Annotated in this window: 14 protein-coding genes; 8 read left to right on the top strand and 6 right to left on the bottom strand. The window is 62.7% G+C overall.

What is annotated here, in order from left to right; all coding sequences use genetic code 11:
• Positions 1 to 113 precede the first annotated feature (113 nt).
• From FN060_RS06860 to FN060_RS06835, 6 genes are all read left to right on the top strand, one after another.
• Positions 114 to 1,340: an amino acid ABC transporter substrate-binding protein gene (locus FN060_RS06860; protein WP_142587432.1), complete on the top strand. Its 1,227-nt coding sequence runs from the start codon at positions 114 to 116 to the stop codon at positions 1,338 to 1,340.
• Positions 1,341 to 1,485: 145 nt separating this feature from the next.
• A complete protein-coding gene (locus FN060_RS06855) occupies positions 1,486 to 2,358 on the top strand; it encodes a branched-chain amino acid ABC transporter permease (protein WP_142587431.1) in 873 nt (290 codons plus the stop codon).
• On the top strand, positions 2,355 to 3,311 hold the full coding sequence (locus tag FN060_RS06850; protein ID WP_142587430.1) for a branched-chain amino acid ABC transporter permease: 957 nt from the start codon (positions 2,355 to 2,357) through the stop codon (positions 3,309 to 3,311). The genes FN060_RS06855 and FN060_RS06850 overlap by 4 nt, the downstream gene beginning before the upstream one ends.
• Positions 3,308 to 4,036 (top strand): ABC transporter ATP-binding protein, encoded by a 729-nt coding sequence (locus FN060_RS06845; protein WP_142587429.1) that lies wholly within the window; start codon positions 3,308 to 3,310, stop codon positions 4,034 to 4,036. Before FN060_RS06850 ends, FN060_RS06845 begins: the two co-directional genes overlap by 4 nt.
• Positions 4,029 to 4,742 (top strand): ABC transporter ATP-binding protein, encoded by a 714-nt coding sequence (locus tag FN060_RS06840; protein ID WP_142587428.1) that lies wholly within the window; start codon positions 4,029 to 4,031, stop codon positions 4,740 to 4,742. Before FN060_RS06845 ends, FN060_RS06840 begins: the two co-directional genes overlap by 8 nt.
• 35 nt (positions 4,743 to 4,777) lie before the next feature.
• On the top strand, positions 4,778 to 6,229 hold the full coding sequence (locus tag FN060_RS06835; protein WP_142587427.1) for an aldehyde dehydrogenase: 1,452 nt from the start codon (positions 4,778 to 4,780) through the stop codon (positions 6,227 to 6,229).
• Between the two features lie 72 nt (positions 6,230 to 6,301).
• On the opposite strand, the gene FN060_RS06830 is transcribed toward FN060_RS06835, so the two are convergent.
• The 4 genes from FN060_RS06830 to ubiT all read right to left on the bottom strand — a co-directional run bounded on the left by FN060_RS06830 (position 6,302) and on the right by ubiT (position 9,730).
• Positions 6,302 to 6,955, bottom strand: coding sequence for a TerC family protein (locus FN060_RS06830; protein WP_077545839.1), 654 nt, complete (start codon positions 6,953 to 6,955; stop codon positions 6,302 to 6,304).
• A gap of 359 nt (positions 6,956 to 7,314) precedes the next feature.
• Positions 7,315 to 8,247, bottom strand: a complete 933-nt coding sequence (gene ubiV, locus FN060_RS06825; protein WP_425312145.1) for a ubiquinone anaerobic biosynthesis protein UbiV — start codon at positions 8,245 to 8,247, stop codon at positions 7,315 to 7,317.
• 5 nt (positions 8,248 to 8,252) lie between these two features.
• Positions 8,253 to 9,230, bottom strand: a complete 978-nt coding sequence (gene ubiU / locus FN060_RS06820) for a ubiquinone anaerobic biosynthesis protein UbiU (protein ID WP_142587426.1) — start codon at positions 9,228 to 9,230, stop codon at positions 8,253 to 8,255.
• The gene (ubiT, locus tag FN060_RS06815) at positions 9,221 to 9,730 is read right to left on the bottom strand and encodes a ubiquinone anaerobic biosynthesis accessory factor UbiT (RefSeq protein WP_425312144.1); all 510 of its coding nucleotides are present in this window, start codon (positions 9,728 to 9,730) and stop codon (positions 9,221 to 9,223) included. Before ubiT ends, ubiU begins: the two co-directional genes overlap by 10 nt.
• 95 nt (positions 9,731 to 9,825) lie before the next feature.
• Here ubiT and FN060_RS06810 point away from each other — a divergent pair, with 95 nt between their 5' ends.
• Together FN060_RS06810 and FN060_RS06805 are read left to right on the top strand one after the other, a co-directional pair.
• Entirely contained in the window at positions 9,826 to 11,331 is a 1,506-nt protein-coding gene (locus FN060_RS06810) for a UbiD family decarboxylase (protein WP_142587424.1), read from the top strand.
• On the top strand, positions 11,328 to 11,909 hold the full coding sequence (locus tag FN060_RS06805; protein ID WP_142587423.1) for a UbiX family flavin prenyltransferase: 582 nt from the start codon (positions 11,328 to 11,330) through the stop codon (positions 11,907 to 11,909). Before FN060_RS06810 ends, FN060_RS06805 begins: the two co-directional genes overlap by 4 nt.
• Here the strand turns inward: FN060_RS06805 and FN060_RS06800 are convergent.
• A complete protein-coding gene (locus FN060_RS06800; RefSeq protein ID WP_142587422.1) occupies positions 11,906 to 13,189 on the bottom strand; it encodes a TRAP transporter large permease in 1,284 nt (427 codons plus the stop codon). The genes FN060_RS06805 and FN060_RS06800 overlap by 4 nt on opposite strands.
• A 46-nt stretch (positions 13,190 to 13,235) precedes the next feature.
• Positions 13,236 to 13,751, bottom strand: a complete 516-nt coding sequence (locus tag FN060_RS06795) for a TRAP transporter small permease (RefSeq protein WP_142587421.1) — start codon at positions 13,749 to 13,751, stop codon at positions 13,236 to 13,238.
• Positions 13,752 to 13,772: the final 21 nt, after the last annotated feature.

Here is a 13,772-nt window from a genome sequence, read left to right as displayed (position 1 = left end):
CTATTCTTCCCCTCGTGAGAGCTGTTACCTTTACGAGGTCGAGCCGATCCGATGGGACACCACGGTCGGGTTGATCATGACGGCCCGGTGGAGCGGGTCCAAGGGAGGAATCCATGAAGAATTTGCTACGCAGGCAGATCCTGCGCACAACGGCTTTGGCCGTCTCGACACTCGCATTTGGTATGGGCGCAACCGCAACCGCGCAGGAGCGCGCTTCGGTCAAAATTGGCTACGCGCTTTCGCTGACCGGGCCGAACGCCGGCGGTACCGGCATCACGACGCTGCCGAACTACCAGCTCTGGGTCAAGGAAGTGAATGACGCAGGCGGACTGGAAATGCCGGACGGCAAGCGTTTGCCGATCGAAGTCGTCGAATACGACGACCGTTCCTCTGCGGAAGAGCTCGTGCGGGCGCTTCAGCGCCTTGCAACCCAGGACGAGGTCGACTTCATCCTGCCGCCGTGGAGCACCGGCTACAATCTGGCAGCAGCACCGTTGCTCGACCGCTACGGCTATCCGCACCTGGCTGCCACTTCGGTGACGGACAAGGCTCCCGAATTCGCCGCACGCTGGAAGAAGAGCTTCTGGATGCTCGGCGGCGGCCACGACTACACGAGTGCCCTGGCCAAGGTCCTTACCGATGCGGCCGACACGGGAACGATCAACAAGAAGGTTGCGATGATATCGATCGCCGACGGCTTCGGTATCGATCTGGTCAATGCGGCTCGTCCGTCGTTCCAGGAGGCCGGTCTCGAAGTGGTCTACGACAAGACCTACCCGGTTGGCACCACCGACTTCACACCAATGATCAACGAAGCGAAGGCGAGCGGGGCCGACACCTTCGTGGCCTTCTCCTACCCGCCAGAAACCTTTGCACTGACGCAGCAGGCGCAGGTCGCCGACTTCAACCCGAAGGTCCTCTATTTCGGTGTTGGCACGGCGTTCCCGATCTATGCCAAGAACAATGGCGACGCCATCAACGGCATCATGGGGATCGGTGGCATTGACGGCACCAGCGAGAAGATCGCGGACTACCGCAAGCGCCATGAGGCTGCGACAGGCAAGGCTCCCGACTACTGGGCGAGCGTGATCACTTATGCCTCGCTGGAAATCCTGCAGGAAGCCATCAAGCGCAAGGGCCTCGATCGTGAGGCAGTTGCCGAGGAAATCGCTTCCGGCACCTTCGAAACGGTACTCGGCGAGACCAAGCTTGAAGACAACCAGCTTCGTGACCTGTGGTGGGCCGGCCAGTGGCAAGACGGACAGTTCGTCGCCATCGCGCCATCCGATCGTCCGGGTGCTGCAGAGCCGATGATCCCGCGGCCCGCCTGGAAGAAGTAGGGCGCGACGGCGCAAAGCCTGTCCACGGACAAACCTCTCCCCCTCCGGGGAGAGGACAGATTTCGACACCCGCTTTTGCTGACATCCGGGATGATATCCGACGGCACGTACTTGCCGGGATCTGGCCCATTAGAAGGAGCAGGCAGTGCTCACCACCACCCTTATCTCCGGACTGGTGCTTGGAGGGACCTACGCGCTGATCGCGATGGGACTGACGATCCAGTACGGCATCGCGAGGATCATGAACCTTGCCTATGGCGAGACGATCATCGCTGCCGCGTTCGTGGCCTATGTTCTCTACGGACGGTGGGGGATGGACCCCGTCCTTGGTTTGCTGGTCGCCGTCCCGATCGGGTTCGCCTTCGGCTACGTGATCTACGGCCTGATGCTGAGGCCGCTCGTCTTGCGCTCCGCCAGTCGGGAGAGCCTCGAAATCGATTCCATCCTGGCCACCTTCGGGCTGCTGTTCGTGATCCAGGGGGTGATGCTGGTCGTCTTCGGTTCCAACTATACCAGCTACAATTATCTGAATGTCGGCATCGAAGTGTTCGGTGCCGTGGTTGCCGCTAACAGGCTCCTTGCGCTCGCCCTCGCAGTCGTCATCGGCGGCGGGCTGTACCTGCTTCTCACGCGCACCCTCTGGGGCACGGCGTTGCGGGCTGTCGCGGTGGCGCCGAAATCGGCTCCGCTGGTCGGGATAGACGTCAATCGAGCCGCGCGCTTCGCCTTTGCAATTGGCTGCAGCCTGGCGGCGGCAGGTGGCGTCGTCGTCTCCACCTATCAGACCTTCACGGCCACCGCCGGCGTTGTCTTCACCATGAAGGCACTGGTGGTGGTGATCATGGGGGGCGTCGGCAATATCCTCGGAGCGCTCTCTGCAGGGCTGATCCTCGGACTGGTCGAGACCTTTGTCGCCTCCTACCTCGATCCCGGCCTTACGCTTGCTGCTACATACCTCATCTTCCTGGCCGTGCTGCTCTGGCGTCCGGCCGGCCTGTTCGGGAGATCCTCGCGATGACCCTGAAGACCCTCGCCACCGCAGTCTTCTTCCTGGCGCTGCTTGCCGCGCTTGCCAGCGTGCCTTTCTTTGCCGGCGAGTACGCCGTCACGCTGATGATTGGCATGACTGGCTACGTGGTGCTCGCCACCGCCTGGGGCCTGTTCTCCGGTCCGACGCGCTACGTGTCGCTCGCCACCGTCGCCTTCTTCGGGATCGGTGCCTATACCGTCAGCGTGCTCAGTGAAGTGCTGCCCTATATCCTCGTCCTCGTGGCCGCCGGCCTTGTGGGCCTGGCCGTTGCGCTTGTCGTGGGGCTTGCGACGCTCCGGCTCGCCGGCGTCTACTTCGTCATCTTCAGCTTTGGCCTGGCAGAACTCGTTCGGCAGCTCGTCACCTGGTACGAGGTCAACATCACCGGCACGCTAGGCCGCTATATCTTCCTGCCGGTCACGCCCGAAGGCATCTATTGGCAATTGCTGGCGCTTGTGGCTGCAACGCTCCTGTTCTCCTGGGCGATCGGCCGCAGCCGGCTGGGGTTGGCTCTCAAGGTGATCGGCGACGATGAGGTGGTGGCAAGCCATTGCGGCATCAACATCGCCGGCGTGAAGCTCGCGCTGTTCTCCATCAGCGCCGTCGTCATCACCCTTGTCGGTGCAATCCAGGCGCCGCGCTGGACCTATATCGAGCCCAGCATCGTCTTCAATCCGACCACATCGTTCCTGACGCTGATCATGGCCCTGCTCGGTGGTGCGGACCGGCTCTGGGGCCCGTTGCTGGGTGCTATCCCGCTCTTCCTGCTGTTCGAATGGCTCTCGGCCAATTTTCCGAACCATTATCCCATCATCCTCGGCCTGATCTTCATCGCCATCGTCTTCGTGCTGCCGAAGGGTGTGCTGGCGGCGCTCGAGAACCTGACCTCCCGCCGGACGTCCGCCAAGGGATCCGCCGCTGGAGTGGAGGCCGTACAATGACTGAAATCCTGGCCCTGTCCGGTATAACCAAGCGCTTCGGCGGACTGACCGCCGTCAACGAGCTGAGCTTTTCGCTGGCGGCAGGCGAAGTGGTCGGCCTGCTCGGACCAAATGGCTCCGGCAAGACAACCGTGATGAACATGATCTCCGGCTTCTTTGCCCCGACGCAAGGGGTGATCGCGTTGAAGGGCGAGCCGATCCAGGGACTTGCACCCCATCGCATTGCGCCAAAGGGGGTAGCCCGGACGTTCCAGCTGGTCCGCGCCCTTCCATCGCTGACAGTTTCGGAAAACGTTCAGACCGCGCTCGCCTTCGGCAAGCAGAGGCTGTGGGGCGAGGAAGCCCGCGAGCGCGCCCTGCACCATCTGGAGGAAGTCGGGCTTGCCGAGCGTGCCGGCGAGAAGGCCAGCGACCTGACCTATATCGACCAGAAACGGATGGAGCTTGCGCGGGCGCTCGCTGCCGAACCCGATCTTCTCCTGCTCGACGAGTGGTTGGCGGGCCTTAATCCGACTGAATTGCGGACCGGAATAGATCTGATCCAGTCGCTCGAGCAGCGCGGCATGACGATCCTGCTGGTGGAACATGTCATGGATGCCATCCGGGCATTGTGCGGACGCTGTGTCGTGATGAATGCCGGCCGCAAGATTGCTGACGGGCCCACCGACGAAGTATTGCGACATCCGGAGGTCGTGCGCGCCTATCTGGGAGACGATCATGCTTGAGATACGGGACCTGTCCTTGCACTATGGCCAGCACCTTGCGCTCGACCGCATATCGATCTCGGTGGGCAAAGGCGAGACTGTGGTCATCCTGGGAGCGAACGGCGCGGGCAAGTCATCGCTCTTGAAGGCGATCGCCGGTATGACACCGGCAGACAGCGGAGCATCGATCGTGTTCGGCGGTCGGCCGATCCATACGCTTCCGGCGCATGAGGTCCTGGAGGCCGGCATAGCCTTGGTGCCGGAGGGCAGGGGAGTGTTTGGCGACCTCACCGTCGAGGAGAACCTCGCGCTCGGAGCCTATGCCAAGCGGGCTCGAGCCCATGCGAACGAGAATCGTGCCTTCGTCTACGAGCTGTTCCCAAAGCTGCAGGAGCGCCGGCGCCAGTATGTCAACACCATGTCCGGCGGTGAGCAGCAGATGGTGGCGATCGGCCGGGCCCTGATGTCGAAGCCGGAACTGCTGATGCTCGATGAGCCGAGCCTCGGACTTGCACCGGTCGTAGTCGGCGACCTGTTCCGCAGCCTCGGACGCATACGCGAGCGGGGCCTGGCGCTTCTGATCGTGGAACAGAACGTCAAGATGAGTCTCTCGATCGCTGACCGAGGCTATCTGGCGGAGGCCGGCCGGATCACCGGCGAGGACACGGCCGCAAACCTGGTGAACGACCTAGCTGTGCAGCGTGCCTTTCTTGGCAGCGCCGCATGATCGACCCCAACAATGCGAGGATAGTGGAGAACTGCATGAGCATCCTGGGACTGAAGATCGATAACATCGAAATGGAAGCCGCCGATGGGCGCTATTTCGAGCGCATGAACCCGATAACAGGCGAGGTGGCGTCGAAGGTGGCCGCAGCGTCCGTCGACGAGGCTCGGCAGGCCGCCAATGCGGCCGCGAAGGCGTTTCCTGCCTGGGCGTCTACTGGTCCGGGTCAGCGCCGGAAGCTACTCATGGCGGCCGCCGACCGGCTGCAGGAGAAGGCGCAGGAATTCGTCTCCGCAATGGCCGAGGAAACTGGCGCCACGGCAGGCTGGGCGATGTTCAACGTCGGACTTGCAGCCGACATGCTGCGGGAAGCGGCATCGATGACCACACAGATCGCCGGAGAGGTGATTCCGTCGAACCGGCCGGGCAGCCTCGCAATGGCTGTGCGGCAGCCGGCAGGCGTCGTCCTGTCCATGGCACCCTGGAACGCACCGGTCATTCTCGGTGTACGGTCGATCGCAATGCCGCTCGCCTGCGGCAACACGGTCGTCATGAAAACCTCGGAAATCTGCCCTCGCACCCACCGCCTGATTGTCGATGCACTTCATGAGGCGGGGCTTCCGGAAGGTGTTCTCAATGCCATTTCCAACGCGCCGGAGGATGCGGGCAAGATCGTGGAAGCGCTCATTGCGCATCCAGCAGTCCGGAGGATCAACTTCACCGGCTCCACGCGTGTCGGGAAGATCATCGCCGAAACCGCTGCGCGGCACCTGAAGCCTGCCCTGCTGGAGCTCGGCGGAAAGGCGCCGCTCGTGGTTCTGGACGATGCAGACGTCAGCGAGGCGGTCGCCGCAGCCGCGTTCGGCGCCTACATGAACCAGGGGCAGATCTGCATGTCGACGGAGCGCCTGGTCGTCGACGAGAAGATCGCTGACGAATTCGTTGAAGCCATGGCCGCCAAGGTTCGCACGCTCAAGGCAGGCGATCCGCGTCGCAGCGATTCACCGCTCGGCTCGCTTGTAGATCTGAAAGCCGCACAGCGTGTGGAGGCCCTGGTCAAGGATGCCGTTTCCAAAGGCGCCGTACTCGCCGCCGGCGGTGGCTGCGAAGGCACGCTGATGGATGCGACGCTTCTCGACCGGGTTACCCCGGCGATGCGCATCTATTCGGAAGAGAGCTTCGGGCCCGTCGCCTCGGTCGTGCGGGTGGGCTCGATCGACGAGGCGGTCCGGATTGCCAATGACACGGAATACGGGTTGTCTGCGGCCGTATTCGGTCGCGACGTCAATCGCGCCATGAGTGTGGCGCGCCGCATCGAATCCGGCATCTGCCATGTCAACGGGCCGACGGTGCACGACGAGGCGCAGATGCCCTTCGGCGGCGTCAAGGATTCCGGCTACGGGCGATTTGGGGGCAAGGCCGGTATTGCCGAGTTCACGGAGCTTCGCTGGCTGACGGTACAAGACGGGCATATTCACTATCCCATCTAAGGCCTCCAAGCCGATCACAAAGAAAAACGGCGCAGCAATGGCTGCGCCGTTTGCTATTGAACCAGGTTCCCCTCAGAGCCCTACATAGGGCGACACCTCGTTAAAGCCGCGCCAGATCATTTCCAGAGCGACATAGAGGATCACCGCGAGGCCGACATAGGCAATCCAGCGGTGCTTGTGCAGCAGGCGAGCGATGAAGCTTGCGGCAAGGCCCATCAGCGCGATGGACAGGGCCAGGCCGAAGACCAGAACCGTCGGGTGCTCGCGCGCGGCACCTGCGACGGCCAGAACATTGTCGAGCGACATGGAGACGTCGGCAATGACGATCTGCCAGGCGGCTTGTGCAAATGTCTTGCGGGGTACAGTGCCCGCAACCGTGCCGTCGGCATTCAGATCCTGATCCTCAAGCGCCTCCGTCGCGTCGGTTTCCTCGGCATGCGTGGTGCGCAGTTCGCGCCACATCTTCCAGCATACCCAGAGAAGCAGAACGCCGCCTGCCAGCAGCAGTCCGACAATCTGCAGCAATTGCGTCGTCGCCGCGGCAAAGACGATGCGAAGCACCGTGGCGGCGATGATGCCGATTAGGATCGCCTTGTTACGCTGTTCCTTCGGAAGCCCGGCGGCGGCGAGTCCGATAACGATGGCATTGTCCCCAGCCAGCACTAGGTCAATCATGATGACCTGCATGAAGGCGGTCAGCACTTCCTGCGAAAACATTTCGCCCATTTTGCACCCTGTCCTTTTCTGCGGGAGCCCGGACACGGCATCATTGATCCGTCGTCCGCCGCACCGGTTGGTGTGAGGACAAGCTAGATCGTCGACGGCCGCTATCTGATCAAAACCGGGACACCCTGATCGAGATTTTCCAGTCCGACATCACAGCCGACGGCTGCCAGAGGGGCCCGGCCTGGTAATCGCACACCTATTCCTATCGCTGCTGAAACTCAAGCGGCTCCTCCCCATTGGTTGGATGCAAAGTACCTGTAGCAAACGGACAGAAAGGAAAGAGCAGATATGCCTCTCCGCCAGGCCTTCTTGCCCGGTTTGGGTAGACGCAACAGACGCTGTGTGTGTGTGTGAGACCGCTAGAGTGTGGCCTGGGCGGCGGTGTTGCGTGCTCGCGCTACCCAGGCCGCACCTTCGCGGGCGTGAAGGAAGCCATTCGACAGGGGAACCTCCGGATAGACGAGCTTGACCCGTGCGACCACCTCTTCCGCCGCGATGCGATCCGCCAGAAGATCAGCGAACACCTCCGCAATCGCCACCATGTCACAGTCCTGCGGCGACAGCCGGAAGCGCGAAACGCCCGCCTCGCGCAACGACGGCAGTTCCGCGGCAAGCATCTGGCAGGTGTGGGACACCGTCTGGACGCCGTTCAGGACCAGGAATGATTGTCGGTCGAGTGTCCGGACGGGAAGACCATCCGGCTCTTCGCCGCAGACGAACTGGCAGTTGTCCTTGATGTGTCCCTTGGATCTCGCATGGGCGCAACGGGCCGATATGGCGAGCGGCATCCGCCCGAAGGCGAAAACTTCGTAATCGACCTCGTGTGCGTCCCCGGCAATTGCCGAGATGGACGCCATCGGCAGTTCCGGCGGCAGGCAGATGGTCCGCGCACCGCGAGACGCCAGAAGCCTTGCCGTCGCCGCGTTGTAGACATTGATGAGGGGGCCGATCACGTGCTCCCTGCCGTTCAGCAGACCCAGGGCGGACAGGTCGCTTGCCTCCACCAGGTTCGTCGTCGCCTCGATCAGATTGCGCACGTGCTGGCTTTCCCGCTCCAGCGTCACCATGGCAAGCGTGGAAAACACGATCTCCTTTCCCGCCGCCGCCAGTCTTTCAACGACATCGGCGATGTAGGGCTCGGTAAAGTGCAGCCGCTTAGAGCAGACGGTCTCGCCAATTACCACGCGACTGACGTCCGCCTCGTCGGCGATGCGGAAATAGAAGTCGCGCCATTTGGGGCCGTCCCAGAGATAGAGCACGGGTCCAAGGGTAAGGCTGGCGGTGGCAGGCATGCACTTCATCTCCATCTTTTCTCGTAGGCGCCGGAGGTGGTCTTCTGTCCTTCGCTCAGATGGCGCAGGCGGCCCAGCAGCTCCTGGCGCTCGGTCCCTTGGGCCGCGAGTGCGCGCCTCAAGGTGCCGACGACCTCCGCAACGTACGCTTTGCCGCGCTGCCGGCCTTCCACCTTGAGCGCGCTGACCCCTGCCTCCCGCAGGGCGTCGACGTGATCCATGATGTCCAGGGAGACAGGGTCCTCGAAGGCATAGCCATGGCTGTCGGCGACTTCGAAACGGCCCTTGCACAGGGTCGGATAGCCTGCCGCCTCTCCGGGTGGGAACCGGTTTATCGTGTAGTCGCCGAGTTCGGAGACGAGTTCGCCCCTGTCCTCGCGGTATCGCACATGGGTCGCGGGCGAGCAGACGCCATTCATGTTGGGCGACTTGCCGGTGGCATAGGAGGAGAGCGAGCAGCGGCCTTCGGCCATCACGCAGAGGCCGCCGAAGACAAAGACCTCCACCTCGCAGTCGATCTTGCGGGCGATCCGGGCGATATCGCTGATGGTCAGGGTCCGCGGCAAAACAACTCGCTTCACGCCGAATGCGGTGACCAGGAATTTGATGGCATCGACATTCGATGCCGAGGCCTGGACGGACGCATGCAGGCGTTGCTGCGGGTAGGTCTCCGCCACATGCGCCATGAGCCCGAAGTCGGCCACAATGAGGGCATCCGCGCCGACGGCAACCGCGTCCGCCGCCCTCTGATACCAGAGCGTCTCGCTTCCGGCGCGCATGAAGGTGTTCAGGGCCACCAGGGTCCGCACGCCCCGCTGCCGCGCGTAGGCGATCGACCTTGCCAGTTCCTCGCGACTGAAGTTCAAGCCGGGGAAGTTGCGGGCATTGGTCTCGTCGGCAAAGCCGCAATAGACGGCATCGGCACCGGCATCCACGGCCTCACGAAAGGCGGCTGGGGTGCCTGCCGGACAAATCAGTTCCATCTCTGTTGCTCCTGCGGAAGAACTCGCGCCCGTATCTCGTAAGCGGCCCGTCTGAGCAGCGGGCCAAAGGGTCCCCCCAGCTTGCCGACCTCTGTCGGCAGGTCGATCAGGCTGTCATCAAGCGCATTTCGAAGGGCAAGCATTGCTTCCATGTCGCCCGTAACGGTGATTTCGCGGGCGAAGAACAGGGCATCGGCGTCGCACCGCCCCTCCAGGAGCGCCAGCAGGTGGACGATCGTAGCTTCGACGGTGCAGTCGGCAGCGGCGTTCTCCGTCTTCCGGATGACGGAAAGAGCCGGGAGCGACGGGTCGACGATAAATGCGACAGGCAGATCGGTCGGCCGGAAGGCGAACCGTTTCTGTCGATAGGCACCAAGTCTATGGAAGAGATCCGGATGCTCGGCGAGGACTTTCCGAAAGACCATCTGCGTCGCTTTTTCGAGGATGGGCAGCGGCACATAATGGATCGGGATCGACAGGTACGAAGGGATTTTCATCATTTGAATCCTAGAGATGGGGGAACCTAGTCCGGATTCGGCGGGCCGACTTGCGCTAGAGCAAAGACAGTTCGGTTTTTGCCCGCGACAGACAGCGCATGGACACATGCACGCCGCCGCGCAGCTATGAATCGCTTCAGCATTTCGTGGGGGAGCTCGAACGACGTGGGCGGCTGACGCGGATCACGCAACCGGTCAGTCTCGTCCATGAAGTGACCGAGATCCACCGCCGGGTCCTGAAAGCCGGGGGGCCTGCCCTTCTGTTCGAGAACCCGGTCCATGCAGACGGGCGCCCCTCCAACATTCCGCTGCTGGCAAACCTTTTTGGGACGCAGGAACGTATCGAATGGGGACTGGGGCTTGCTGGAGGCGGGATTGGCGGACTGGCCGAGTTGCTTGCCAGGCTCCGCCACCCAGAGCCGCCGAGATCAATCCGCGACGTGATGAGCAGCCTGCCCTTGTTGACCGCTGCCCTTGCGATGCGCTCCAGCCGGACCGTCAATCCGACGTGCCAGGAAGTCGTTTGGCGGGGCGAGGAGATGGACCTTGCGCGGCTTCCGATCCAGTGGTGCTGGCCGGGAGAGCCGGCACCGCTCGTGACCTGGCCACTGGTGATTACGCGCAGTCCCGATGATCCGAGTGATATCAATGTCGGCATCTACCGGATGCAGGTGCTCGGCAAGGACCGGCTGGTCATGCGCTGGCTCGCGCATCGCGGGGGCGCACGCCATCATCGCATGTGGCAGCAACGCGGAGAGGATATGCCGGTGGCTGTGGTCATCGGCGCCGATCCTGCCCTGCTTCTTGCCGCTGTGATGCCTCTGCCCGAGGGCATGAGCGAGCTTTCCTTCTCCGGCGTCCTTAGGAAACGGCGAACCGCTGTCGCCCAGGCGCTTACCGTGCCGCTGCCAGTGCCGGCAAACGCAGAGATCGTCCTGGAAGGCACGGTCCCGGCGACCGAGACTGCCAATGAAGGGCCCTATGGCGATCATACCGGCTACTACAACTCGGTCGAGCCGTTTCCGGTCATGCGATTGTCTGCGATCACCAGCCGACGAAAGCCCGTCTACCTCTCAACCTTTACCGGACGACCGCCGGACGAGCCGTCCGTTCTGGGAGAGGCCATGCTGGAACTCTTCCTGCCTCTCGCCAAGCGGCAGTTCCCCGAGATCACCGATCTGTGGATGCCACCGGAGGCCTGCTCCTACCGCGCGATGGTCGTGTCGATCGACAAGCGCTATCCGGGGCAGGCGAGGCGGATCATGATGGGGCTCTGGTCGATGTTGCCGCAGTTCAGCTACACAAAGCTCATCATCGCGGTCGATCCCGACATCGACGTCCGTAACTGGGGTGACGTTCTCTGGGCACTCTCCACCCGGTTCGACGCGGGACGCGACCTGCTGCTCATCCGCGACACGCCGATCGACTATCTCGACTTTGCGTCACCCCAGCCGGGGCTCGGAGCAAAGCTCGGGCTCGACGCAACCAACAAGCTTCCCCCGGAGACCGATCGCGAATGGGGGCGCGTGCTTTCCATGTCTCCGGATGTCGTATCGAAGGTCGATGCCCTTTGGGCAGATCTTGGGCTGGAGGGATCACCATGAGGACCGTCCGCGTCGTGGTCGGCATTTCGGGAGCGTCTGGCGCTCTCATCCCGCTCAGGATTCTGAGCCTGCTGGCTGAGACTGGGATGGTCGAGAGCCATGTGGTGATCTCCTCCGCAGCCGAAGAGACGCTGTTGCACGAGGCTGGTGCAGATGCCCTCGACCGGGTCCGACAGCTTTCTGGACGCCTCTATCAGCGCAAAGACATTGGCGCCGCCATTGCCAGCGGCTCCTTCCACACAGACGGCATGATCATTGCGCCCTGTTCCATGCGGACGCTCGCCGCTATTGCGACAGGCGTTTCAGACAATCTCTTGCTGCGTGCAGCTGACGTCCATTTGAAGGAGCGGCGCAAGCTGGTCTTGCTGACGCGGGAGACGCCTCTGCATCTCGGTCATCTCCGCAACATGTGTGCCGTGACCGAAATGGGCGGCGTCATCATGCCGCCGGTTCCTGCCTTCTACCACCGGCCAACCACAGTCGGCGAGATCGTCGATCATTTGGCCGCGCGGGCGATCGACCAGTTGCACCTGCCGATCGGCTCTCGGTCACGGGAGTGGAACCCGGACTTGCCCTAAAAGCCGGCCAGCCTCGGCAGCCAGGTCGACAGGGCGGGTACGAACGTCACCAGGAGCAGCACCACCACATAAGCGATGAGGAATGGCGATATCTCGCGGGTGATCTCGCTGACCCTGATCTTGACGACCGACGAAACCACGAAGAGCAGGGCACCCACTGGCGGCGTGATGAGGCCGACCGTGAGGTTGAGGATTACGATCATGGCGAACTGTATCGGGTCTACGCCAAGCTGGAAGGCAATCGGCGCGAGGATCGGGACAAGGATCATCACCCCGGGCAGCGGGTCCATGAACATGCCGAAGATCAGCAGCAGCACGTTGACCGCGAGGAGGAAGACGATCGGGCTGAGGTCCCAGCCAATGATGGTGTCTGCCAGGAACTGCGGAACGCCCTCGATAATGAGCACCCAGGCGAAGGCACGCGCGGAGGCCAGGATCAGCAGTATGCCGACGGTCACCATGGCGGAGCGGAAGATGATCTCGGGAAGGTCCTTCACCTTCAGCGAACGGTAGATGAACATACCGCAGAAGAGTGCGTAGAAGACCGCGATCACGGAAGCCTCGGTGGGCGTGAACCAGCCGAAACGGATGCCGCCGACGACGATCACGATGAGCGCGAGCGCGGGTACCGCGTACAGCGTATTTGCCACCATCTCCCTGAGGCTTGGCCTGATGTCCAGCGAGCGATAGTTCCGCTTGCGGGAGACATAGAAGTTCACGACGCACATCGCCGCAGAGATGACGAGGCCAGGCACCACGCCCGCCAGGAAAAGCCCGCCCACCGACACCCGCTGATCCTGAAGTGCGTAGATGATCATGGTGATGGAGGGAGGGATGATCGGGTCGACGACGGCGACCGCTGCCGCAAGCGCGGAGGCATACCGCTTGTCGTAACCACTCTTCTCCATCATGCGGATCGACATTGCTCCGGGGCCGGCGGCGGCGGCGAGTGCGGAGCCGGATATCCCGGCGAAGAGGGTGGTTGAGATGATGCTTGCGTAGCCCAGGCCACCCCGCGCCCTGCCGACGAACTGCGAGGCAAGCCGCAGCAGGTGGTGGGTCAGCGCGCCGCCCGTCATGAGTTCGGCAGCCAGGATGAAGAAGGGGACGGCGAGGAGAGGGAAGCTGTCCACGCCCGTGAACATCTCCTTGATCACGACGATCTGCGGATAGTTGCTGCCCAGTACCACCGCCAGCCAGGTCGCGATTGCCAGCGTGAAGGCGACCGGAACGCCCAAGGCCAGCAGTATGAAGAACGAAGTGAAGAGAATGATGATCATCGGATTGCGGCGTCTTCGGCTGGAGCCTCGTGGAGCGTTGTCGCGGTCATCCCGCCACCGGGGGGAGGTCATCGCCCTGCTGGAGGGCGCCCATTCCGCCGGCAAGGTAGGCCTTCAGGACCAGCAGGAAGTGGATGATGAGCAGGCCGAAGCCGATGGGCATAGCGAGGTAGATGTAGCCGAACGGAATCCTCGTGGACGGTGTCGTCTGAAACATTGTCCGCTCCACGTAGATCTTTCCGGCCCAGATCATCGTCAGGAAGAAGATGATCATGATCGCTGCGACCAGCGCGCGGAGGGCCCGTGCCTGGCGCTCACCCAGCGCCGCCTGCAGATTGTCGATTGCGACCAGCCCGCCGTGGCGGAGTGTCAGGCCGGCGCCGATGAAGGTCAGCCAGATCATCAGATGGCGGGAGACCTCGTCCGACCACGTGATGGAGTGATTGGTGAAGTAGCGAAGGCAGACATTGGTGAAGACGAGACCGGCCATCAGCGAGAGGATCGCAATCATCGCCCACCGATTGGCTTCAATGAAGATCGTTTCGGCCTTGCGTGCCAGCATTTCAGGGTCCCCCCGTCGAAG

The organism is Pseudorhizobium halotolerans, from assembly GCF_902153235.2.
GTDB lineage: Bacteria > Pseudomonadota > Alphaproteobacteria > Rhizobiales > Rhizobiaceae > Neorhizobium > Neorhizobium flavum.
This window is presented reverse-complemented; position numbering and strand designations above follow the sequence as displayed.

Excerpts from the sequence above, each read along its gene's own strand:
- FN060_RS06860 (WP_142587432.1), top strand. The coding sequence starts at position 114 with ATGAAGAATTTGCTACGCAGGCAGATCCTGCGCACAACGGCTTTGGCC.
- FN060_RS06850 (WP_142587430.1), top strand. The coding sequence starts at position 2,355 with ATGACCCTGAAGACCCTCGCCACCGCAGTCTTCTTCCTGGCGCTGCTT.
- FN060_RS06845 (WP_142587429.1), top strand. The coding sequence starts at position 3,308 with ATGACTGAAATCCTGGCCCTGTCCGGTATAACCAAGCGCTTCGGCGGA.
- FN060_RS06840 (WP_142587428.1), top strand. The coding sequence starts at position 4,029 with ATGCTTGAGATACGGGACCTGTCCTTGCACTATGGCCAGCACCTTGCG.
- FN060_RS06835 (WP_142587427.1), top strand. The coding sequence starts at position 4,778 with ATGAGCATCCTGGGACTGAAGATCGATAACATCGAAATGGAAGCCGCC.
- FN060_RS06830 (WP_077545839.1), bottom strand. The coding sequence starts at position 6,955 with ATGGGCGAAATGTTTTCGCAGGAAGTGCTGACCGCCTTCATGCAGGTC.
- ubiV (WP_425312145.1), bottom strand. The coding sequence starts at position 8,247 with ATGCCTGCCACCGCCAGCCTTACCCTTGGACCCGTGCTCTATCTCTGG.
- ubiU (WP_142587426.1), bottom strand. The coding sequence starts at position 9,230 with ATGGAACTGATTTGTCCGGCAGGCACCCCAGCCGCCTTTCGTGAGGCC.
- ubiT (WP_425312144.1), bottom strand. The coding sequence starts at position 9,730 with ATGATGAAAATCCCTTCGTACCTGTCGATCCCGATCCATTATGTGCCG.
- FN060_RS06810 (WP_142587424.1), top strand. The coding sequence starts at position 9,826 with ATGGACACATGCACGCCGCCGCGCAGCTATGAATCGCTTCAGCATTTC.
- FN060_RS06805 (WP_142587423.1), top strand. The coding sequence starts at position 11,328 with ATGAGGACCGTCCGCGTCGTGGTCGGCATTTCGGGAGCGTCTGGCGCT.
- FN060_RS06800 (WP_142587422.1), bottom strand. The coding sequence starts at position 13,189 with ATGATCATCATTCTCTTCACTTCGTTCTTCATACTGCTGGCCTTGGGC.
- FN060_RS06795 (WP_142587421.1), bottom strand. The coding sequence starts at position 13,751 with ATGCTGGCACGCAAGGCCGAAACGATCTTCATTGAAGCCAATCGGTGG.